This is a genomic window from Mycobacterium sp. RTGN5 (assembly GCF_033804465.1).
Taxonomy (GTDB): Bacteria; Actinomycetota; Actinomycetes; order Mycobacteriales; family Mycobacteriaceae; genus Mycobacterium.
On record NZ_JAPZLA010000005.1, the window covers coordinates 287,521 to 309,529 of the forward strand.

A 22,009-nucleotide genomic window follows, 5' to 3' on the forward strand; every position below is an offset into this window, starting at 1 on the left:
TCCGGACACGATTCGAGGAGACTTGACATGGCGAAGCATCGTCGGCGCGGCAGCGGCGCTAGGAAGCCCGCGCGGCCACTGTTGGCCACCGCGGTCGCGATTGGCGGGGCGGGGATGGTGTTGGGGGCTCCAGTGGCGGCGTTGTTGGCTGCTCCGGTGGCCCAGGCTGCGCCGCCCCCGGTGAGTGATCAGTTGTGTCCGCTGTTCGGGTCGTGCGTGCCAGGCAGTCTGGGGTCGAGCGTGGCGAGCAGCCTGGCTGATCCGTTGGGGTTGCCCACGGATTTCCTGGGTTTGGCCGGTTTGGTCCCGGGCCTGAACATCTTCATCGGCAACGGCGCTGACGGCACCGCACTGCATCCCGACGGCTTCAACGGCGGGATCTTGGCCGGTAACGGCGGTAAGGGCTACAGCCAGACCATTGCGCAGTTGGACGGGGGTAACGGCGGGGCGGCGGGGCTGTTCTTCGGCAGCGGCGGCAACGGCGGCAACGGCGCCCCCGGCAGTGACGTCCTCCCGGGCGGCAACGGCGGTAACGGTGGCGCTGCGTCGATGTTCATCGGCAACGGCGGCGCCGGCGGTAACGGTGGTGTAGGGGGTACCGGTCTCTCAGGGCTGAACCCCGCTACCACGAACACGGCCGCGGCGGGAACCGGGAACGGGGGCAACGGGGCCAACGGCGTCAGCGTCCAGAACGGCGGCAACGGCGTCGCCTCCCAAGGATCACATGACTTCCCCGCAATCCCAGGCGGCAACGGCGGCAACGGCGGACTCCTCGGTGGTAACGGCGGCAATGGCGGCAGCGGCGCCGACGGGTCGACGACCGTCATCAGCAGCACCGGCGGCAACGGCGGCAACGCCCTGGCCAGCGGCGGCAACGGCGGCAACGGCGGTGCCGGCGGGGCTGACCGCGGCGGCAACAATGGCGGCGACGGCGGCAACGGCGCGGCCTCGACTGCGACCGCTGGCAACGGCACCGCGGGCGGCAACGGCGGTGCCGGCGGCGCCGGCGGTGCTCTCGTCGGCAGCGGCGGCCGCGGCGGCGTGGGCGGCGTGGGCGGCCAGGGCGGCTCCGGTGCCCCCGGCGGCAGTGGCGGCGCCGGGGGCCCGGCCGGCGCCGGCATACTATTCGGCGCAGACGGAGGCAAGGGCGGCAAAGGCTCCGCTGGCTCCGTGGGCGGCACCGGCGGGACAGGTGGCAACGGTGGCAAAGCCGGATCCGGCGGTCTGCTGCCACTCCTCACCAGCAGCGGGACGGCAGGTGCCGGTGGCACTGGCGGGACCGGCGGCCGCGGCGGCTCTGGCGGCAGCGGCGGCTCTGGCGGTGCCGGCAGCGCCGGCGGCATCCAATCCGGCGCAAACGGCACTGCGGGGACCGGCGGCAAGGGCGGCGCAAGCGGCGGCGGCGGCGCTGGCGGCGCAAGTGGCAGCGGGACACCCGGCACCACCGGCGGCACCGGCTCGAGCGGCACCGGTACCAGTGGCGGGTCCGGGGGCAGCGGCGGCAGCGGCGGCACCCCGTGACTGTCACATCGGATGACGCGGCCGTGACGCGGGCGCATCGCAGGGCACGGCAGGTGCCAGCGCCGGTACGCGCCCTGTGGCGGTGGCTTGCCCCGGCCGCCCTGCTGCTTGCAGTGGTCGCCGTTGGTCTCGCCACCTGGTCGTTGACGAGGGCACCGACGGCTGCCATCTTGGCGGGGGATCCAAAGGTCCGCGTATGCAACGCCTTCGACACGGTCAGCAAAGCGGTGTCGGGTCAAACCCACGCCGACCTGGGCCCCGATCCGGTCGCGCAGGAGGCGGTAGCCGGTAACGCTCGCCTTTCACTCGTCGGCGGCGGTCAATACCTGCTGAGCCGTCTCGACCCGCTCACTCCGCAGGAGCTGGCCGATGCCATCCGCTCATTCGCCGACGATCTGCAGGACGTCGGACTGAACGCGCTGGCCGGGAGGGCGAACACCGATCCTGATCAGTCCGCCAGGATGGCGCACGCTGATTCAACCAGGAAGCAGATCATCGACCTGTGTACGTGAACGAGGGGCTGCCTGCCACGCCCGGGCCGAAATGAGTTCGGGCACTAGCACTTCGGTGAGCAACCGAACGCCGACGCCGACGACGGTGCCGCCACCTGGTCCACCCGCCAGTTGCGCCTCCCAGGGCGATCCGGCGAAGACGACCAGTCAGTAGTCGGTGGTCCTCGTCAGTTGTACGTCGACGTGGCTGCAGTCGCCAGCCCTCGCGCAGCATGATGGCGTCCCGCTGCTCCGAGCTGAATCGGTGCGCCGGTGCGGCGGTGCGGCGAAGTGGGAGCCCGTCGGCCCCAGCAGTAGCCTGGAAAAGCTCGGGACACCAGTCGGATTTCGTGTCATCAACTGGGCGGCGGCGGCGGCCGCCGTGACCGACTTGGCCTGCGCGACGGTGTCCCCTCCAGCGAGGTGCCATTCGAGTGCTGACAGCAAGCGCCAGGGTCGGACGGCACGGTGATCTGGAAACTCCCGGACGGCGAGACCTACGTGACGACTCCGGGGAGTGTCCTGCTGTTTCCCGCACTCATGACGCCGACCGGCCCACCGGCGACCCCGCCTCCAGCAGTCCACCGCTGCAGCGACCGGTCGGTGATGATGCCCAGGCGGTCAACGACCCGAAGACAAAACCGCGCCCACCACATCGCCAACGAACGCGCCCTCAACCGGAGAGATCGCACACCTGCCGCTGGGCGTCGGCCGGCGCCATCCGGTTCAAGCGACGACGCGCCACCCTTCTAGGTTGGTCGCCGCTCTGGCATGCTGTGTGGCATGACTGAGCCGCAGTTCGGAGGCACCGAGGGCGTACCGCCCTCCAACAACCTGCCCCCGTCGAATTACCCGATGCCACCGCAGTATCCGGCCCCGGGCGGCTACGTAGACCCTGCCGCGCCTTTCGGACGCCATCCCGTCACGGGTGAGCCGCTGTCGGACAAGTCCAAGGTCGTGGCTGGGCTGCTGCAGCTGCTCGGGTTGTTCGGCCTCGTCGGCATCGGCCGCATCTACCTCGGCGATACCAAACTGGGCATCATCCAGCTGGTCGTCGGACTACTCACCTGCACGATCGGCGCTATCGTCTGGGGCATCATCGACGCCATCATGATCCTCACCGACAAGGTGCGCGACCCGCAGGGGCGGCCCCTGCGCGATGGCACGTAGCGCTCTTTCGATTAGGACGGGTGCCCTTTCGATCGGAACGGGTGCCCTCGCGGTCGGCGCCCTGGCCTACGTCGGCATGGTCGACCCACACCTGCCCGGCACGCTGTTCCCGCCCTGCCCGTTCCATCTCCTCACCGGCTGGAACTGCCCGTTCTGCGGTGGTCTGCGCATGACCCACGACCTGCTTCACGGCGACGTGGGCGCCGCCGTCGTCGACAACGTCTTCGCGCTGGTCGGTCTGCCGCTGTTGGCCATCTGGGTGCTGTGGCGGATCAGGCGAGGGGAGCGAGCCTTTCCGTTGCCCGCGGTCGCCGTGATCACGGTCACCGCGGTCATCTGGACGGTGGTCCGCAACCTGCCCGGCTTCCCGCTGGTGCCGACATTAATCACTCAGTAGTGATCCGCCTGCGCTGATACACTCGGCAATCGGTGCGACGCAAACTTCGCGCCGAATCATCGGGCCGACGCAGTCCCAGACATCACACGTCAGATTGCGGCAAGGCCACAAAGCCAGCGCGTCGCGCGCACACCAGCTTTCCCGCCGCATGACCGACCGCGGAGGAGCCTGGAATGCTGTTCTCAGCACTTCCCAAAGCGCAGGGTCTCTACGACCCGCAGCACGAGTCCGACTCGTGCGGCGTCGCGATGGTGGCCGATATCAAGGGCCGCCGGTCGCACCAGATCGTCGCTGACGGCCTGACCGCGCTGGAACACCTCGAGCACCGCGGTGCTGCCGGCGCCGAGCCGAACAGCGGTGACGGCGCGGGGATCCTGCTGCAGCTGCCTGTCGAATTGCTCCGGGACGTCGTCGAATTCGATCTGCCCGCACCGACGGGCAACGGCTGCAACACCTTTGCCGCCGGTATCTGCTTCCTGCCGCAGGACCCCGTCACGCGACAGGCCGCCGTGGACCGGCTGCACGACATCGCCGACGAGGAGGGCCTTCAGGTTCTCGGATGGCGCACGGTCCCGGTCGACCCGATCGGCGCCGAAGTCGGTGCGACGGCACTGGGGTGTATGCCGCACATGTCGATGCTGTTCATCGCCGCTCCGGAGCGAAACGGCAATCGCCCCGGCGGGATCGACCTCGACCGCCTGGTCTACCCGGTACGCAAGCGCGCCGAGCAGGGTCCCGACGCCGTCTACTTCCCATCGCTGTCCAGCCGCACGCTCGCCTACAAAGGCATGCTCACCACGATGCAGCTGCCCAAGTACTTTGCCGACCTGCGCGACGAGCGCTGCCTGAGTGCGATCGCGATCGTGCATAGCCGCTTCTCCACCAACACCTTTCCGTCGTGGCCGCTGGCGCACCCGTTCCGTTTCGTGGCGCACAACGGCGAGATCAACACCGTGCGCGGCAACCGCAACCGCATGCATGCCAGGGAAGCCATGCTGGCCAGCGCGAAGATCCCCGGCGACCTGAGCCGGCTGTCGCCGATCTGTACCCCCGACGCCTCCGACTCGGCATCCTTCGACCAGGTGCTCGAGCTGCTGCATCTCGGCGGTCGCAGCCTGCCGCACGCGGTGATGATGATGATCCCGGAGGCCTGGGAGAACAACACCACTCTTGCCCCGGCGCGGCGGGCGTTCTGCCAGTTCCACGCGTCACTCATGGAGCCGTGGGACGGCCCGGCCTGCGTGACGTTCACCGACGGCACCGTCGTCGGAGCGGTATTGGACCGCAACGGATTACGGCCCGGTCGGTGGTGGCGCACCATCGACGATCGGGTGATCCTGGCCAGTGAGAGCGGGGTCCTGGACATCCCGCCGGGCGAAGTCGTCGCCAAGGGCCGGCTGGAGCCGGGCAAGATGTTCCTGATCGATACCGCCGCCGGGCGCATCGTGTCCGACGACGAGATCAAGGGTCAGCTGGCCGCCGAGCACCCGTATGGGGAATGGCTGCACGCCGGTCTGCTCGACATCACGACCCTGCCGGCCCGCACCCGCATCTCGCCCAACCACGAATCGGTGGTCCGCCGTCAGATCGCGTTCGGCTACACCGAAGAAGACCTGCGGATCATGCTCACGCCGATGGCGGCGTCCGGCCAGGAGCCGCTCGGGTCGATGGGCACCGACACCCCGGTGGCCGTGCTGTCCCAGCGCCCCAAGCTGATCTACGACTATTTCGTGGAGCTGTTCGCCCAGGTGACGAACCCACCGCTGGACGCCATCCGCGAGGAGATCGTCACCTCGATGGCCCGCGTCATGGGCCCCGAGCACAACCTGCTGGAACCCACCGCGGCCTCCTGCCGCCAGATCCTGTTGCACTGGCCGGTTCTGGACAACGACGAGCTGAACCGCATCGTCCACATCAACGATGACGGTGAACAGCCGGGCCTGAAGACCGCCGTGCTGCGCTCGCTCTACGACGTCGAACGCGGTGGAGAAGGACTCGCCGACGCCGTCGAGGAGCTGCGCCACCGGGCAACTGAAGCGATCGCCAAAGGCGCACGCACACTGGTGATCTCCGATCGCGACTCCGACCACACCAGGGCGCCGATCCCGTCGCTGCTGGCCGTCGCGGCCGTGCACCACCATCTGGTGCGCACCAAACAGCGCACCATGGTGGCGCTCGTCGTGGAAAGCGGTGACGCCCGCGAGGTCCACCACATCGCCCTGCTGATCGGCTACGGCGCGGCCGCGGTCAACCCCTATCTGGCGTTCGAATCGATCGAGGACCTCATCCGCGAAGGTGAGCTCACCGGCATCGACGCGGGCACGGCGGTACGCAACTACCTCAAGGCGCTCGGCAAGGGCGTCATGAAGGTGATGAGCAAGATGGGCATCTCCACCGTCGGGTCCTACACGGCCGCACAGGCTTTCGAAGCCATCGGGCTGAGCAAGGATGTGGTCGACGAATACTTGACCGGAACCGTCAGCCAGCTCGGTGGCGTCGGGCTCGACGTGCTGGCCGAGGAAGTCAAGCAGCGGCACCGCCGCGCCTACCCGGAGAACCCCACCGAGCGGGTGCACCGCAGGCTTGAGGTGGGTGGTGAATATCAGTTCCGGCGTGAGGGCGAGCTGCACCTGTTCACCCCGGAAACCGTTTTCCTGCTCCAGCATTCGACCCGCACCGGCCGCAACGAGGTGTTCGCCAAGTACTCCGACGAGGTCAATCGCCTGTCCCGCGAGGGCGGGACGCTACGTGGGCTGTTCGGCTTCAAAAAGGGTGTTCGCCCGCCGATCCCACTGCACGAGGTGGAGTCCGTCGAGGACATCTGTGCCCGGTTCAACACCGGCGCCATGAGCTACGGCTCGATCTCGCAAGAGGCCCACGAGACCATGGCGATCGCCATGAACAACATCGGCGGGCGCTCCAACAGCGGGGAGGGCGGCGAAGACGAAGACCGGCTCTACGACCCGCGCCGGCGCAGCGCCGTCAAGCAGGTGGCGTCCGGCCGGTTCGGCGTCACCAGCGACTACCTGGTCAACGCGACCGACATCCAGATCAAGATGGCTCAGGGGGCCAAACCGGGCGAGGGTGGGCAGCTGCCCGGTTTCAAGGTGTATCCCAACATCGCCAAGACCCGGCACTCCACACCCGGCGTCGGGCTGATCTCACCGCCACCGCACCATGACATCTACTCCATCGAGGATCTGGCCCAGCTGATCCACGACCTGAAGAACGCCAACTCCGAGGCCAGGATTCACGTCAAGCTGGTCAGCTCGGTGGGGGTCGGCACCGTGGCGGCAGGGGTGTCCAAGGCGCACGCCGACGTCGTGCTGATCTCGGGCTACGACGGGGGCACCGGCGCGGCCCCGCTGACGAGCCTCAAGCACGCCGGTGCGCCGTGGGAGATCGGCCTGGCCGACACCCAGCAGACGTTGGTGCTCAACGGCCTTCGCGACCGCATCACCGTGCAGTGCGACGGCGGGTTGCGGACTGCGCGCGATGTCATGGTCGCCGCTCTGCTCGGTGCCGAGGAGTTCGGCTTCTCCACCGCTCCGCTGATCGTGGCGGGCTGCATCATGATGCGGGTCTGCCACCTCGACACCTGCCCGGTGGGCGTGGCCACCCAAAACCCGGAACTGCGAGCACGTTTCAACGGCAAGCCGGAGTTCGTCGAGAACTTCTTCCGGTTCATCGCCGAGGACGTCCGCACGATGCTGGCCGAGCTGGGCTTCCGCAGCATCGACGAGGCCGTCGGGCACGCTGAGATGCTGGACACCGATGATGGTGTGGCGCACTGGAAGACCAAGGGCCTGGACCTCAGCCCGATCTTCGCCGTCCCCACCGACGCCAACGGCGACCGGCTGACCCAGCGCCGCCGCCTGCGCGATCAGGAGCACGGTCTCGAACACGCACTCGACCAGACTCTGATCGCGCTGGCCGAGGGTGCTCTCGAGGATGCCCACGCGGTGCGCCTGGAATTGCCGGTCCGCAACGTGAACCGCACCGTCGGCACGCTACTGGGCTCGGAGGTCACCCGCCGCTACGGAGCTGCGGGCCTGCCCGACGACACCATCCACATCACGCTGACCGGGTCGGCCGGTCAGTCCATCGGTGCGTTCCTGCCGCCGGGTATCACCCTGGACCTCATCGGTGACGCCAACGACTATGTGGGCAAGGGTCTTTCCGGTGGCCGGGTGATCGTCCGGCCACCCGACGACGTGCTGTTCCTGGCCGAGGACAACGTGATCGCCGGCAACACCCTGCTGTACGGGGCCACATCGGGCGAGGTTTTCCTGCGCGGCCGCGTCGGGGAGCGGTTCGCCGCCCGCAACTCCGGTGCGCTGGCGGTGACCGAAGGGGTCGGCGACCACGCCTGCGAGTACATGACCGGCGGTCGCGTCGTCATACTGGGCCGCACCGGGCGCAACATGGCGGCCGGGATGTCCGGTGGTATCGCCTATGTGCTGGGCCTGAATCCGGCGAAGGTCAACACCGCGATGGTCGAACTGCAGAGCCTGGACCCCGACGACCTGGAATGGCTGCACGAGGTGGTGGCCCGACACGTCCACCACACCGGCAGCACACTGGCCAAATCGGTGCTCTCGGACTGGCCAAGGCGCAGCGCCCAATTCACCAAGATCATGCCCACCGACTACCAGAAGGTGCTCGAAGCCACCCGGATGGCGAAGGCCGAGGGGCGTGACGTGGACACCGCGATCATGGAGGCGACACGTGGCTGATCCCAGCGGATTTCTGAAGGTTCCCAAGATCGAAGCCGCCAAGCGGACCGTCGACGAGCGGGTGGGCGACTGGCGTGAGGTCTATGAGCGTCAAGACCCCAAGGACCGCGCAGGCGAGGTGTCGCAACAGGCCCGTCGCTGCATGGACTGCGGAATCCCGTTCTGCCACTCCGGAACTGCCGGCTGCCCGCTGGGCAACCTGATCCCGGAATGGAACGACCTGGTCCGCCGCGGCCGCTGGGATGCCGCCAGTGAACGCCTGCACGCCACCAATAACTTCCCCGAATTCACCGGCCGGCTCTGTCCTGCGCCATGCGAGTCGGCGTGTGTGCTGTCCATCGGGGAGGAACAGACCGGTGGCAGCGTGACGATCAAGCGCATCGAGAACACCATCGTCGACCAGGCGTGGCGCCTGGGCATCATCGAGGCGCAGCCCGCCGCTATCGGCACCGGTAAGAACGTCGCCGTGGTCGGCTCGGGGCCTGCGGGATTGGCTGCGGCCCAACAGCTGACCCGTGCCGGGCATCACGTCACCGTCTACGAACGCGACGACCGACTCGGCGGCCTGCTGCGCTATGGGATCCCCGAGTACAAGCTGGAGAAGGCCACCCTGAACCAGCGGCTGTCGCAGATGCGGGCCGAGGGAACACGTTTCGTCACCGAGTGCGAGGTCGGTGTCGATCTGTCGGTCGAGGAGTTGCGTAACCGGTTCGACGCCGTCGTGCTGGCGGTCGGTGCGCTGCGCGGGCGCGACAGCGAGGTCGAGGGGCGTCACCTCAACGGGGTCCACCTCGCGATGGAACACCTGGTCCCGGCCAACCGGGAGTGCGAGGGTGACGGACCGTCGGAGATCTCCGCCAAGGGCAAGCATGTGGTGATCATCGGCGGCGGCGACACCGGCGCCGACTGCCTCGGCACCGCGCACCGCCAGGGTGCGGCTTCGGTGACGCAGCTGGACTACAACCCGCAACCACCGGATGCCCGCGATGACGAGCTGTCCCCGTGGCCCACTTGGCCTTTGGTGCTGCGAAGCTCGCCCGCGCACGCCGAGGGCGGCACCGTTCACTACCAGGTCGCCGTGCAGCGCTTCGTCGGTGACGACAAGGGGAATCTGCGCGGCATGCAGATCGCCGAGGTGAAGGTCGAACGCGTCGACGGGCGCCGGGTCATCACGCCGGTCGGTGAATCACTGGAAATCCCTTGCGATCTGGCGTTGCTGGCCATCGGGTTCGAAGGTGTGGAGCACATGACGCTGCTCGACGATCTCGATATCGCGCTGAGCCCGCGCGGGGCGATCAGCTGTGGCTCGGATTGGCAGACCGATGCACCGGGTGTGTTCGTCTGCGGTGACGCCCATCGTGGCGCGTCGCTGGTGGTATGGGCGATCGCCGAAGGCCGGGCCGCCGCACACGCGGTGGACGCCTTTCTGATGGGGGAGTCCGATCTCCCCGAGCCGGTGCGGCCGCACCAATTGCCGTTGGCTGTCGGCTGAGTGAATAGCCCGTCACCGCGATCTGTATCGGTCGAGATGCCCGTGAACCGCGACTATGCTGAGGCGTTGTGACTAGACGCGGCAAAATCGTCTGTACTCTCGGCCCCGCCACCGGCACCGATGAGTCGGTCAGGGCTCTGGTCGAGGCCGGCATGGACGTCGCCCGCCTCAACTTCAGCCATGGTGACTACGCCGACCACGAGGCCGCCTACAAACGTGTGCGCGCGGCCTCCGACGTGACCGGCCATGCCGTCGGCATCCTCGCGGACCTGCAGGGACCCAAGATCCGGCTCGGACGGTTCGCGGATGGCCCGACCTACTGGGCCAGTGGCGAGACCGTGCGCATCACGGTCGAGGACTTCGAAGGCAACCACGACCGGGTGTCGACCACCTACAAGCGGCTTGCCCAGGACGCCAGCCCCGGCGACCGGGTGCTGGTCGATGACGGCAACGTCGGGCTCGTCGTCGAGCACATCGACGGCGACGACGTGGTCTGCACCGTCACCGAAGGCGGCAAAGTCAGCAACAACAAGGGCATGTCGCTGCCCGGTATGAACGTCTCGGCGCCCGCACTGTCCGAGAAAGACATCGACGACCTGGAGTTCGCGCTGCGCCTCGGTGTCGACCTGGTGGCGCTGTCGTTCGTGCGCTCACCAACCGATGTCGAATTGGTGCACGAGGTGATGGACCGGGTCGGCCGGCGCGTCCCCGTCATTGCGAAGCTGGAGAAACCCGAAGCGATCGATAATCTCGAGGCCATCGTGCTGGCCTTCGACGCGGTCATGGTCGCCCGCGGCGACCTCGGCGTCGAGCTGCCGCTCGAAGAGGTCCCGCTGGTGCAGAAGCGGGCCATCCAGATGGCCAGGGAGAACGCCAAACCGGTGATCGTGGCCACCCAGATGCTCGAGTCGATGATCGAGAACTCCCGGCCCACCCGGGCCGAGGCCTCCGATGTCGCCAACGCCGTGCTCGACGGTGCCGATGCGGTGATGCTGTCCGGCGAGACATCGGTCGGCAAATACCCGATGGAGGCCGTGCGCACGATGGCCCGCATCATCCAGGCCGTCGAGGACAACTCGATCGCGGCGCCGCCGCTGACCCACACGCCCCGCACCAAGCGTGGCGTCATTTCCTACGCCGCCCGCGATATCGGCGAGCGGCTCGACGCCAAGGCGCTGGTTGCGTTCACCCAGTCCGGGGATACGGTCAAACGGCTGGCCAGGCTCCACACGCACCTGCCGTTGCTGGCGTTCACCGCACTGCCCGAGGTGCGCAGCCAGCTGGCGCTGACCTGGGGCACCGAGACCTTCATCGTCGATCACATGAAGACCACCGATGACATGATTCGCCAGGTCGACAAGTCGCTGCTGGATCTTGGCCGCTACAAGCGCGGCGACCTGGTCATCATCGTCGCGGGCGCTCCGCCGGGCACAGTAGGCTCGACCAACCTGATCCACGTGCACCGGATCGGTGAGGACGACCACTAGGGAGAACTTTGGCCACGTCAGACCTCGACGACCTGCTGGCCATTCTCGACCTCACTCCATTGGGCGACGACGTGTTCGCCGGCGCCCACCCCCGTAAGAATCCGCCGCGCACCTTCGGCGGGCAACTGATGGCGCAGTCCTTTGTGGCGGCCAGCCGCACCCTGGTCCACAACATCGCGCCCAGCGCGCTGTCGGTGCATTTCATCGCCGGTGGCGACCCGACCGCCGATATCGAATATCACGTCGTCCGGCTGCGCGACGAGCGACGCTTCGCCAACCGGCGCGTCGACGCGATGCAAAACGGGACGCTGCTGGCCACCGCGCTGGTGTCCTACCTGTCCGCGGGCAGCGGGCTGGAGCACAACATCCCGATGCCTGATCTGCCCCTGCCGGAGACCTTGCCCACGATTGATCAGCTGCTGGTGGGTTACGAAAAGGTGGTGCCCGGATTCGTCGAGGCGCTGCGCCCGATCGAGTGGCGCTACACCAACGACCCGTCCTGGATCATGCGCGAAAAGGGCGGCATGCTCACGGCAAATCAGGTGTGGCTCAAGGCCGACGGGGTGATGTCCGACGACCCGACGCTGAACACCGCGGCGATGGTCTACGCGTCGGACACCACGGTGCTGGATTCGATCATCACCACCCACGGCCTGTCCTGGGGCTGGGACCGGATCTTCGCGGTGACCGTCAACCATTCGGTGTGGTTTCACCGTCAGGTCGATTTCTCGGACTGGGTTTTGTATTCAACGAACTCGCCGGTCGCCGCCGAGTCGCGGGGCCTGGGCACCGGACACTTTTTCAGCCCGATCGGCGACGTGGTGGCCACCGTCGTCCAGGAAGGAATCGTCAAGCACTTCCCGGGAAATGCCTGATAGAGGGCGTATCGTTTTTCTGGTGACCGAACTGCCGGTCCAGGAAGCGTTGCGGCTTCGCGCCAGGGAACGGGTTGTCGTGCATGTCGACACCCTGGCCGCCCGCTGGGTGGGCGCGCTGGGGTTGCTCATCGCGGCCAGCTGGCTCGCCGTACTCGTGGTCCGCACCCACCGCCACGCCAACTGGCATCCCGACGGGCGGTTGGCCTGGTCGCTGACCATCCTGGCCGCGGTCGCGTTGATCGCGCGGGGCATCTTCCTTGGCCGTCCGGTGACCGCCGCGCACGCAATCGCGGCCGCCGCGGCCGTCGTCGCCGGTTTTGCGGCCCATCTGCTGGCCTTCGACGTCACCGGCGACGTCCTGATTGCGTCGTCCGGGCTGGCGCTGATGTGGCCGACGGCGGCACGGCCGGAACCGGAACAGCTGCCCCGGGTGTGGGCGCTGGTGACGGCGACTGGCGGCGACCCGGTGGCGCCGTTCGCCATGCAGATGCTCAAGAGCTACTACTTCAGCACCGACGGCACCGCGGCGATCGCCTACCGCACCCGGCTGGGCTACGCCGTGGTCAGCGGCGACCCGATCGGCGACCAAGACCGATTCACCGAGGTGATCGCCGACTTCGTCGGGATGTGCCACACCCGTGGCTGGCGGGTGGTGGTCCTGGGCTGCAGCGAGCGCAGGCTCGGGCTGTGGCGGGATCCGGCGGTGATCGGCCAGACGCTGCGGCCGGTGCCGATCGGCCGCGACGTGGTGATCGACGTGCCGGGGTTCGCCATGGTGGGCCGCCGGTTCCGCAACCTGCGCCAGGCCGTGCAGCGCACCCACAACGTGGGCATCACCACCGAGATCGTCGCCGAACAAGAGCTGGACGACGGCCTGCTGGCCGAGCTGACCGATGTGCTGCTGTCCTCGGCCAAGGGTGCGCGCACCGAGCGCGGCTTCTCGATGATCCTGGACGGCGCACTCACCGGCGACTATCCGGGCATCGTGCTGATCGTCGCGCGCGACAACGCCGGCCGGGTGCAGGGATTCCATCGCTACGCAGTGGCCGGCGGCGGCAGCGATGTCACCCTCGATGTTCCGTGGCGGCGTCGCGGCGCCCCCAACGGCATTGACGAGCGGTTATCAGTCGACATGATCGATGCGATGAAAGACCTTGGTGCACAGCGTCTCTCACTGGCATTCGCGGCGTTCCCGGAGATTTTCAACGACAAGGAACGCGGGCCACTGCGCAGCTTCTTTTATGCGGCGATCCACCTCGGTGACTCGCTGATCGCACTGGAGTCGCTGTACCGGTACCTGCGCAAGTTCCATGCACTCGGCGACCGCCGGTACGTGCTGCTGCCGCTGAGTCAGGTGCTGCCGCTGCTGGTGGTGCTGTTGTCGCTGGAGTTCCTGCCGCGGCGGCGGCGCCTGCCCGTCCCTATGGCGTCGGCGTCAGAGTGACGCTGAACTTGTTCTCCACGGATTGCTTGAATTCATCGGCACACTGCTGGACCTGAGACTGATCCTGGCCGGCCTTCTGCAGGCAGTCGATGTAGTCGGTGGCGCCGACGCCCTTGAACAGCCCGACCCAGACGGCGATGAAGGCCAGGCCGACGACGATGGCGACGAAGCCGAGGATGATGCCGGCGAGTGCGACGCCGCCGTTATTGGCTTCACCGCGTTTGGCGCGACTGCGGCCCGCGAAACCGATGATCACCGCGACGATGCCCAAAACGATGCCACCGGCCACGGAGAACGAGGCCAGCAGCGCGACGATCGCGATGATCAGTGCGGCGATGCCCAGTCCGTTGCGCGGGGCGGCCGGCGGCGGTGCGTAGCCCGCATACGGCTGCGGCGGGGCGGGCGGGTAGCCCGGATAGGGGCCTGTCGGATAGGGGTTGGGATACCCCTGCGGAGGGGGCGGCGGAGTGGGTTGCTGAGGTGCCTGCTCTGGGGGCTCAGTCATGAGGTGCACGTTACCCGTCGTTGTCGATCGATAGTCGTGGACAGGCGATGTCGTTGCCAAGTTGATGGGTGGCGATCACCACGGTGCGTCGCGGTGACAGCAACCCGTGCCGGTCATCGAGCAGGGCGCGCAGGATCCGCTGCCCGTCGACGGCATCGAGGTGCTCGGTCGGCTCGTCGAGCAGCACGATCGGCGCGGGACATAACAAGACCCGCGCCAGCAGCAGCCGGCGCCGTTGCCCCGCCGACACCGCGGCAGCACCGCCGGCCAGCACAGTGCTCAGCCCGTCGGGCAGGCCACCCACCCAGTTGCCCAAGCCGACGGCCGAGAGTGCGTGCGTGATCTCCTCGTCGCTGCAGTCGCCGCGTGCCACCAGCAGGTTGTCCCGAACCGTGGTGCTGAACAAGTGCGCATCTTCAGCGAAATAGCAGACGGCGCTGCGCAATTCGGATTCACTGAGCGACTCGGTAGAGACACCGCCGACAGTCACCTCACCGCCGACCGGTGGAAGCAGGCCGGCCAGGGTCATCAGCAGGGCAGTCTTGCCCGCGCCGCTGCGGCCGGTGATCGCCACTCGGGCACCGGGTTGCAGTGCCAGAGTGACCACGTGGCCGGCTGGACCGCCGGGGTAGCCGGCGCGAACGTCGGTGGCGCGCAGCTCCGGTGTGCGGACGCCGGTGGTGACCGAGACGGGCTCCGTCGTCGTCGCAGCCGGTGTGAGATCGGCAAGTCTTGCGGCGGCGATGCGTGCGCGGGTCAACGCGACCGCGGCGCCTGGGAGCGCGATGGTGGCTTCGAACGCGGAGAGCGGCAACAACATCAGCACCGCAAGCGTCGTGGGTGCGGTCTGGGCGGCGATTCCGATGCCGACGATGACGGCGCCGATGACACTGGCACCGATCGCCAGGGTCGGCACCGCGGCTGCCGCGGCGGCCGGTGCCGCGGCCCGATCGATCGCCGCCCCCCAGTCACGTTGCCGCTGTTCGGCCTGCGCGATCACGGCAGGCAGTCGGCCGGCGACCCGCAACTCGGCCGCGTGCTTGAGCGCGGTGACCGCGGCGATGTCGCGGTCGGATTGAAGGCGGCGGGCAACCGCTTCCTGAGCGCGCGCCGCCCGTGCGGCCAGTCCCGGCGCGAGCACGCCGGCGATCAGCAGAGCCAGCGCGAGGACGACAGCGGCGGCGGGGGAGATCAGGGCGATGACGCCGGTGGCGGCCACTCCGAGGACGGTGGCGATCCCGATCGGGACCAGGGCGCGAACCAGGACGTCGGCGAGGGTGTCGACATCGGCGCCGACCCGGGCCAGCACGTCACCGCTGTGCAGGCGTGCGGTGACGTCGGCCGGGCCGTGAGCCAACCGGCGGTAGATCTCGCTGCGGGCGCTGGCTGCCGCCCGCAGTGCGGTGTCGTGGGACGCGAGCCGCTCGCAGTACCCGAGCACACCACGGGAGATGCCGAACGTCCGCACGGCCACGACGGCCACCGACAGGTCCAGCACAGGGGGCATCTGCCAGGCCCGGGTGATCAGCCAGGCCGAAACGCCGGCCAGGGCCAGCGCACTGCCCAGTGCCAGCGAGCCGAGCGCGATCGCCAGCATGAGCCGGGGCAGCCGCGGCCGCAGCAGCGCCCGCATCTCAGACGCCGGCATGGTGATTGGCCTCCACCGCGATGACGTGATCGGCGATTCGGACCACACTGTCGCGGTGGGCGACGAGCACGACGGTGGCGCCCTGCGCGGCTCGTCGGCTGATCGCTTGCAGCACAGTACATTCGGTCGCCTCGTCGAGGTGCGATGTGGGTTCGTCGAGCAGTAGTACCGGTGCGGGGGACCCGAGTGCGCGTGCCAGGCCGAGTCGCTGGCGCTGCCCCAGCGACAACCCCATTCCGCTCCGGCCAAGCACGGTGTCGAGACCGTTCGGTAGTCGCTCGATGACCTCGGTGAAACCCGCTGCCCGGCAGGCGGATTCGGGATCGTTGAGCGGTCCGAACAGATTGAGGTTGTCGGCGATGCTGCCGGGGATGAGCACCGGGCGCTGGGCCAGCCAGGCCAGTTGCCGCCACCAGGCCTGGCGGTCGAGGTCGCCGACGTCCACACCGTCGACCGTGACGTGGCCGCGAGTGGGGGTGACCAGGCCGGCGATCGCGAGCAGGGTTGTGGTCTTGCCTGCGCCGTTGGCACCGGTGAGCACGGTGATCTGACCGGGAGGCAACCGGCCCGACAGCAGGTGCGGCGACATCCCGTCTCGCCCGGCGACACACAAGTCGTCGAGCACGATCACCGCACCGGCGGCGTCGACGGTCCGGGTGCCGGCCGGCGGCTCGGGGTATTGCTCGATCAGCGCGAACGCCTTGTCGGCGGCCGCCTTTCCGTTCTGCGCGGCATGGAACTCGACGCCGACGCGGCGCAGCGGCCAGAACACGTCGGGTGCCAGCAGCAGCACGGTCAGCCCGGCGGACAGGCTCATCTCGCCGAACACCAGCCGTAGCCCGATGCTGACCGCGACCAGGGCCACCCCCAGCGTGGCGATGAGTTCGAGCACCAAGGCCGACAGGAACGCGATGCGCAGGGTGGCCATCGCCGACCGGCGATGGGCCGCACTGAGTTTGGCGATACGGTCGGCCGGGCCATCGGCCCGGCCGAGGGCGCGCAGTGTGGGGATACCCGCGATCAGATCCATCAGCCGTGCCTGCAGCGTGGTCATCGCCTCCAGGGCCCCCGCCGAGCGCTCCGCGGTGGCCAGCCCGATCAGCACCATGAACACCGGGATCAGCGGCAGTGCGACGAGCACGATCGCCGCCGACTGAAGGTCGTTGAATGCGATGACGACAACGGTGGCCGGGGTGAGGATCGCCGCCAGGAAGAGCGCGGGCAAGTAAGCGGTGAAATACGGGCGCAGACCGTCGAGCCCGCTGGTGATCACCGTTGCGGCCTCGTCGCGGCGCGCGTTGCGCACCCCGGGCGGCGCGGCGGTGACCGTCCGCAACACCTGGCCGCCGAGGTCGGCGATCACCGCGCTGGAGCCGCGCTGGCCCAACCGGCCCTGCCCCCACTGCGCCAGAGCCCGCATCAGCCACAGCCCGGCCAGGATCACCAGATCGGTGCGCCAGTAGCCGATGCTGCGGGTGGGCGGGTCGGTGATGACACCGGCCACCACATGGCCGAGGACGACGGCGCCGGCGATGGCGCAGCCGGAGATCAGCGTCCCGCAGGCGATCGTCGCGACCAGATAACCGCGCACCGCTGACGAGGCCGCCCACAGCCGCTTCAGGGCACGCGCCTCAGCGGCAGACCGACCGACTTCGGGATCGACTCGGCGAAGATCCGCTTACGGAAGATCCAGTAGGTCCAACCCTGATACATCAGGACGATCGGGGTGAATATCAGTGCGGCCCAAGTCATCACCTTCAGGGTGTACGGGCTCGACGAGCCGTTGAAGATCGTCAGGTTGTAGGCCGGGTCGGTGGTCGACGGCACCAGATTCGGGTACAGCGACCCGAACAGCAGAGTCACCACCGCGGCGACGACGATCGTCGTCGCCAGGAATGCCCAGCCTTCACGGACGCCCCACGCGGCCGCGACGGCGGCCAGCTGTGCGACCACCGCCACCGCCAGCACCGCCCATGTCCACGTCTTTCCGTGCGCCAGTTGGGTCCACAGGCCGAACGCGGCCACCAGCACCGTGGCGGGCACGCTGAGCTTGCGGGCCAGTCCGACCGCATCGGTGCGCACGGCCCCGCCGGACTTCAGCGCGAGGAACACCGCACCGTGGAACAGGAACAGCGCGCAGGTGGCCAGCCCACCCAGCAGCGTGTACGGGTTGAGCACATCGGCGACCGACAGCCCGACGACATTCTTGTCCGGCCCGACCGGTAGGCCGTTGACCAGAACCGCGAACGCCACGCCCCACAGGACCGCAGGCAGCCATGACCCGATGGCGATCCCGATGTCGCACCACCTGCGCCACTTCGGATCGTCGATCTTGCCCCGCCATTCGATGGCCACGATGCGCGCGATCATCGACAGCAGAATCACCAGCAGCGGCAGGTACAGCGTCGAGAACACCGTGGCATACCACTCCGGGAAGGCCGCGAACATGGCTCCGCCCGCGGTGATCAGCCACACCTCGTTGCCGTCCCAGACCGGCCCGATGGTGTTGAGCACGGCCCGGCGGTGCGACTCGGGATCACCCTTGCCGATCCGGCCCAGCCAGGCCATCACCATCCCGACGCCGAAGTCGAACCCCTCAAGGACGAAGAAGCCGAGGAACAGTACCGCCACGATGATGAACCAAATCTGTTGCAGTCCCATGATGTAACTCCTCTCTTGGCTCAGTACGCGAACGACAGAGGTGCGACCTCGTCGTCCCCGGGTGGGGTGGGCGGCGCCGGTTCGGAGTCGTGCTCGAGCGGACCGGTGGTGATGTAGCGACGCAGCAGGAAGAACCAGATCACCGCGAGCACCGCATAGAGCAACGTGAACGAGATCAGCGACACCCAGACCAGGCCGGGCCCGTGCAGCGATACGCCCTGGCGGACGGTCAGCCGAACCAGTTGGTCCCCATCGGGATTGGGTGCGACCACCCAGGGCTGGCGCCCCATCTCAGTGAAGACCCAGCCGGAAATGGTGGCAAGGAACGGCGTCGGAAGCGTCACCAACGCAGCGCGGGAGTACCACCGACCGCCCGGCACCCGGCCCCGGCGGGTGAGCCACAGGGTGGCCAGTGCGAACAGGAAGGGGATCGCCATCAGGCCGATCATGGCGCGGAACGACCAGTAGGTGACGAACAGGTTGGGCACGTACCACTCCGGGCCGAACCTCTGTTCATATTGCTGCTGAAGGTCTTTGGTGCCTTCCAGTGTGACGCCGCTGAACTTCCCCTCGGCCAGGAAGGGCAGGATGTAGGGCACCTCGATGACCCGGGTGATGCTGTCGCAGTTGTTGTGCGTGCCGACGGTCAGGAAGGAGAAGCCCGGATCGGTTTCGGTGTGACACAGCGACTCCGCGGCCGCCATCTTCATCGGCTGCTGGTGGAACATCAGCTTGCCCTGCGTGTCGCCGGTGAAAAACAAACCGACACAGGCGGCCAGGGCGACCAGCGAGCCGAGGATCGCGCCGGGGCGGTACATGCTCGTCGCGTCCGGGCTGCCCTTGGCGCGCACCATCCACCACGCGCACACCGTCGCCACGAACGTCGCCGCGACGAGAAAGGCCGACGCCACGGCATGCCAGAAGGCCGCCACCCCGGTGTTGTTGGTGAACAACTCGACGATGCTCTGCAGCTCGGCGCGGCGGGTTGCCGGATTGAACCGGGTGCCGACCGGATGCTGCATGAACGAATTCGCGGTGATGATGAAGTACGCCGACAGATTGACCGCGATCGCCACCAGCCAGATACAGGTCAGGTGCAGCCATCGGGGCAGCCGGGTCCAGCCGAAGATCCACAGACCGATGAAGGTCGACTCCAGGAAGAAGGCGACCAGGCCCTCCAATGCCAGCGGTGCACCGAAGACGTCACCGACGAACCGGGAGTACTCGCTCCAGTTCATACCGAACTGGAATTCCTGCACGATGCCGGTCGCGACGCCGATGGCGAAGTTGATCAGGAAGATCTTCCCGAAGAACTTCGTCATTCGGTACCAGGCCGGGTTGTCGGTCACCACCCAGATGGTCTGCATGACGGCGATAAGGGGTGCCAGCCCGATTGTGAGCGGAACGAAGATGAAGTGGTAGACGGTCGTGATTCCGAATTGCCACCGGGACACATCAAGAGCGCTCATGGCGGAACTCTCCAAGCAAGCGAAAGGCGCGGATCGCCTATCTACGACAAAGTGTAGTAGAGATCCGCGCCGTTCGCGCTAGGGGCTTTGGGCCCAAGATTGTGACGAGTTAGGGGGCCGTGATCGGTGGTGTGAATGATGCGGCAAGTTTCGTGGACGCTTTGCGAACGCCGAAGGACGCCACGATCTCGAAGACACCGATCACGACCAGCCAGATGCCCACCACGAGGGTCAGCGTGCCCAGCGACTCGAACGGCGAGCCCAACACCACCAAGCCCGCGATGAAGCTGATGACACCGATGAAGATCTCCCAACCGCGCCCTGGGGTTTCGGGATCGCTGATCGCCGAAACCGCGGTCGCGACGCCACGGAAGATGAACCCGATACCAATCCAGATGGCCAACAGCAGAATCGAGTTCTGCAGGCTGCGGAAGCACAGCACCGCGAGGATGATGGCGGCAGCGCCGCTGATGAACAGCATGACCCGCCCGCCTGCCGACACGTGCAACGTGAAGGCGTGGAAGACCTGCGAGATGCCTGTCACCAAAAGGTAGGCGCCGAAGAAGATCGCGACGACGATGATTGTTTTGGCGGGCCAGACGAGTACCAGCACGCCGAGGGCGAGTGCCAGAACTCCCGACAGCAGGACCGACTTCCACAAATGCGGCAGCAGCGGTGGGGTAGAGGTGGTTGTCATGGCCGGAAGTCTTCCACAGCGCCCCGGCCAGTTGCGGTATTTGGGCAGTTCACAACGCTGGGCTCAGAGCTCGTCGTCGTCCTTGGTCTGCTCGGCCACCGACAGCCGGTACAACATGGTGATCAGCCCGAAAATGAGCAGCGCCGCGATCAGATCCGACCACTGGAACGGATAGACCTCGCCGTCGATGGACAGCACCATAACGGTCTCGACGAGGGCGAAAAACAGGAAGAACACACCGATGTACAACCGGGCCGTCGAACGGTGCAGCTGGGTGCGGCGCACTTCGACCATGAGGCTCAACAACAGCACCGGCAAAACCTGCGCCAGCGTCGCGGCCGTCGGGCCGTCCATCACGGCGAAATGAACTCGACTCAGATCAGGCATGGTGGGCCACGCTAGCTGGCCGCACCTGTGGTTCCGCTGCCAGATGGTTGCACCTCTACTACTGTTCAGCCCGAATGCAGTCGAGAGAAAGAGGCAACCGTGCGTACAGGATGTCAAGACCGTCGGGCAACACAGAACTGGTGGCGCATCGCTGGGGTGGTCGCCGTCGCAGGCTCCCTGGCCCTGTCGGGCTGCAGCAGCAAGAACGACACCGGCGCAGGCCCGTCGACCGCGACGACCGCCGCCAAGGCGCCGAAGGTCGACGAGATCGCGGCGACCGTTCCCGACGACATCAAGAAGTCGGGCAAGCTGGTCGTCGGCGTCAATATTCCTTACGCGCCAAATGAATTCAAGGATTCCAGCGGCAAGATCGTCGGCTTCGACGTGGACCTGATGAACGCCATCGCCTCCACGCTCGGATTGACCGCCGAGTACCGCGAAGCCGATTTCGCCAAGATCATCCCGTCGATCCAGCAGGGCACCTTCAACGTCGGCATGTCGTCGTTCACCGACACCAAGGAGCGCCAGCAGTCGGTGGACTTCGTCGACTACTTCTCGGCGGGCATGCTCTGGGCGCAGCGCCCCGGCTCGCCGATCGACCCCACCAACGCGTGCGGCAAGAAGGTGGCCGTGCAGGCGACCACCACCGAGGAAACCGACGAGCTGCCCGGTAAGAGCAAGGCGTGCACCGACGCTGGCAAACCCGCCATCGAGATCCTGAAGTTCGACGGCCAGGATGCCGCCACCAACGCCGTTGTGCTCGGACAGGCTGATGCCATGTCCGCAGACTCGCCGGTGACGGCGTACGCCATCAAGCAGAGCAACGGCAAGCTCGAGGCCGCCGGTGAGATCTTCGATTCGGCTCCGTACGGCTGGCCGATCGCCAAGGGCTCGCCGCTGGCGGCCTCGCTGCAGAAGGCGTTGCAACACCTCATCGATTCCGGTGACTACAAGACGATCGCCGGCAACTGGGGCGTCGAGTCGGGAATGATCACCAAGCCGGCCATTAACTCAGGCGCCAGCTAA

The 22,009-nt window shown here is 67.5% G+C and carries 17 protein-coding genes; 10 read left to right on the forward strand and 7 right to left on the reverse strand.

Annotated elements, in window-relative coordinates; all coding sequences use genetic code 11:
* Window positions 1-27 precede the first annotated feature (27 nt).
* The 9 genes from SLQ31_RS23495 (at window position 28) to SLQ31_RS23535 (ending at window position 13,616) form a co-directional block, all read left to right on the forward strand.
* Window positions 28-1,521 carry a PGRS repeat-containing protein gene (locus SLQ31_RS23495; protein ID WP_319436519.1) on the forward strand — a complete coding sequence of 498 codons (1,494 nt, stop codon included), beginning with the start codon at window positions 28-30 and terminating at the stop codon, window positions 1,519-1,521.
* Window positions 1,518-2,033 carry a hypothetical protein gene (locus tag SLQ31_RS23500; RefSeq protein ID WP_319436520.1) on the forward strand — a complete coding sequence of 172 codons (516 nt, stop codon included), beginning with the start codon at window positions 1,518-1,520 and terminating at the stop codon, window positions 2,031-2,033. The genes SLQ31_RS23495 and SLQ31_RS23500 overlap by 4 nt, the downstream gene beginning before the upstream one ends.
* Before the next feature lie 762 nt (window positions 2,034-2,795).
* Window positions 2,796-3,182 (forward strand): NINE protein, encoded by a 387-nt coding sequence (locus SLQ31_RS23505; RefSeq protein WP_319436521.1) that lies wholly within the window; start codon window positions 2,796-2,798, stop codon window positions 3,180-3,182.
* Window positions 3,172-3,579 (forward strand): DUF2752 domain-containing protein, encoded by a 408-nt coding sequence (locus tag SLQ31_RS23510; protein ID WP_319436522.1) that lies wholly within the window; start codon window positions 3,172-3,174, stop codon window positions 3,577-3,579. The genes SLQ31_RS23505 and SLQ31_RS23510 overlap by 11 nt, the downstream gene beginning before the upstream one ends.
* A gap of 173 nt (window positions 3,580-3,752) precedes the next feature.
* Window positions 3,753-8,315: a glutamate synthase large subunit gene (gltB, locus tag SLQ31_RS23515; protein ID WP_319436523.1), complete on the forward strand. Its 4,563-nt coding sequence runs from the start codon at window positions 3,753-3,755 to the stop codon at window positions 8,313-8,315.
* Window positions 8,308-9,807, forward strand: coding sequence for a glutamate synthase subunit beta (locus tag SLQ31_RS23520; RefSeq protein WP_319436524.1), 1,500 nt, complete (start codon window positions 8,308-8,310; stop codon window positions 9,805-9,807). The genes gltB and SLQ31_RS23520 overlap by 8 nt, the downstream gene beginning before the upstream one ends.
* A gap of 68 nt (window positions 9,808-9,875) precedes the next feature.
* The gene (pyk, locus tag SLQ31_RS23525) at window positions 9,876-11,294 is read left to right on the forward strand and encodes a pyruvate kinase (protein WP_319436525.1); all 1,419 of its coding nucleotides are present in this window, start codon (window positions 9,876-9,878) and stop codon (window positions 11,292-11,294) included.
* Window positions 11,295-11,302: 8 nt separating this feature from the next.
* Entirely contained in the window at window positions 11,303-12,169 is an 867-nt protein-coding gene (locus SLQ31_RS23530; RefSeq protein WP_319436526.1) for an acyl-CoA thioesterase II, read from the forward strand.
* Window positions 12,162-13,616, forward strand: coding sequence for a bifunctional lysylphosphatidylglycerol flippase/synthetase MprF (locus SLQ31_RS23535; RefSeq protein WP_319436527.1), 1,455 nt, complete (start codon window positions 12,162-12,164; stop codon window positions 13,614-13,616). The genes SLQ31_RS23530 and SLQ31_RS23535 overlap by 8 nt, the downstream gene beginning before the upstream one ends.
* Here SLQ31_RS23535 and SLQ31_RS23540 read toward each other — a convergent pair.
* The 7 genes from SLQ31_RS23540 to SLQ31_RS23570 all read right to left on the reverse strand — a co-directional run bounded on the left by SLQ31_RS23540 (window position 13,594) and on the right by SLQ31_RS23570 (window position 20,983).
* Complete coding sequence (locus tag SLQ31_RS23540; RefSeq protein ID WP_319436528.1) at window positions 13,594-14,121, reverse strand: DUF4190 domain-containing protein; 528 nt, start codon at window positions 14,119-14,121, stop codon at window positions 13,594-13,596. The genes SLQ31_RS23535 and SLQ31_RS23540 overlap by 23 nt on opposite strands.
* A gap of 10 nt (window positions 14,122-14,131) precedes the next feature.
* Window positions 14,132-15,769 carry a thiol reductant ABC exporter subunit CydC gene (cydC, locus tag SLQ31_RS23545; RefSeq protein ID WP_319436529.1) on the reverse strand — a complete coding sequence of 546 codons (1,638 nt, stop codon included), beginning with the start codon at window positions 15,767-15,769 and terminating at the stop codon, window positions 14,132-14,134.
* A complete protein-coding gene (cydD, locus tag SLQ31_RS23550) occupies window positions 15,756-17,336 on the reverse strand; it encodes a thiol reductant ABC exporter subunit CydD (RefSeq protein WP_413642881.1) in 1,581 nt (526 codons plus the stop codon). Before cydD ends, cydC begins: the two co-directional genes overlap by 14 nt.
* A gap of 50 nt (window positions 17,337-17,386) precedes the next feature.
* Window positions 17,387-18,430 carry a cytochrome d ubiquinol oxidase subunit II gene (gene cydB, locus SLQ31_RS23555; protein ID WP_319436531.1) on the reverse strand — a complete coding sequence of 348 codons (1,044 nt, stop codon included), beginning with the start codon at window positions 18,428-18,430 and terminating at the stop codon, window positions 17,387-17,389.
* A 20-nt stretch (window positions 18,431-18,450) separates the two neighbouring features.
* Window positions 18,451-19,899, reverse strand: coding sequence for a cytochrome ubiquinol oxidase subunit I (locus tag SLQ31_RS23560; RefSeq protein WP_319436532.1), 1,449 nt, complete (start codon window positions 19,897-19,899; stop codon window positions 18,451-18,453).
* A gap of 109 nt (window positions 19,900-20,008) precedes the next feature.
* Complete coding sequence (locus SLQ31_RS23565) at window positions 20,009-20,596, reverse strand: HdeD family acid-resistance protein (RefSeq protein ID WP_319436533.1); 588 nt, start codon at window positions 20,594-20,596, stop codon at window positions 20,009-20,011.
* Window positions 20,597-20,659: 63 nt separating this feature from the next.
* Window positions 20,660-20,983 carry a hypothetical protein gene (locus SLQ31_RS23570; protein WP_319436534.1) on the reverse strand — a complete coding sequence of 108 codons (324 nt, stop codon included), beginning with the start codon at window positions 20,981-20,983 and terminating at the stop codon, window positions 20,660-20,662.
* A 99-nt stretch (window positions 20,984-21,082) separates the two neighbouring features.
* On the opposite strand from SLQ31_RS23570, the gene SLQ31_RS23575 reads away from it, so the two are divergent.
* On the forward strand, window positions 21,083-22,009 hold the full coding sequence (locus SLQ31_RS23575) for an ABC transporter substrate-binding protein (protein WP_319436535.1): 927 nt from the start codon (window positions 21,083-21,085) through the stop codon (window positions 22,007-22,009).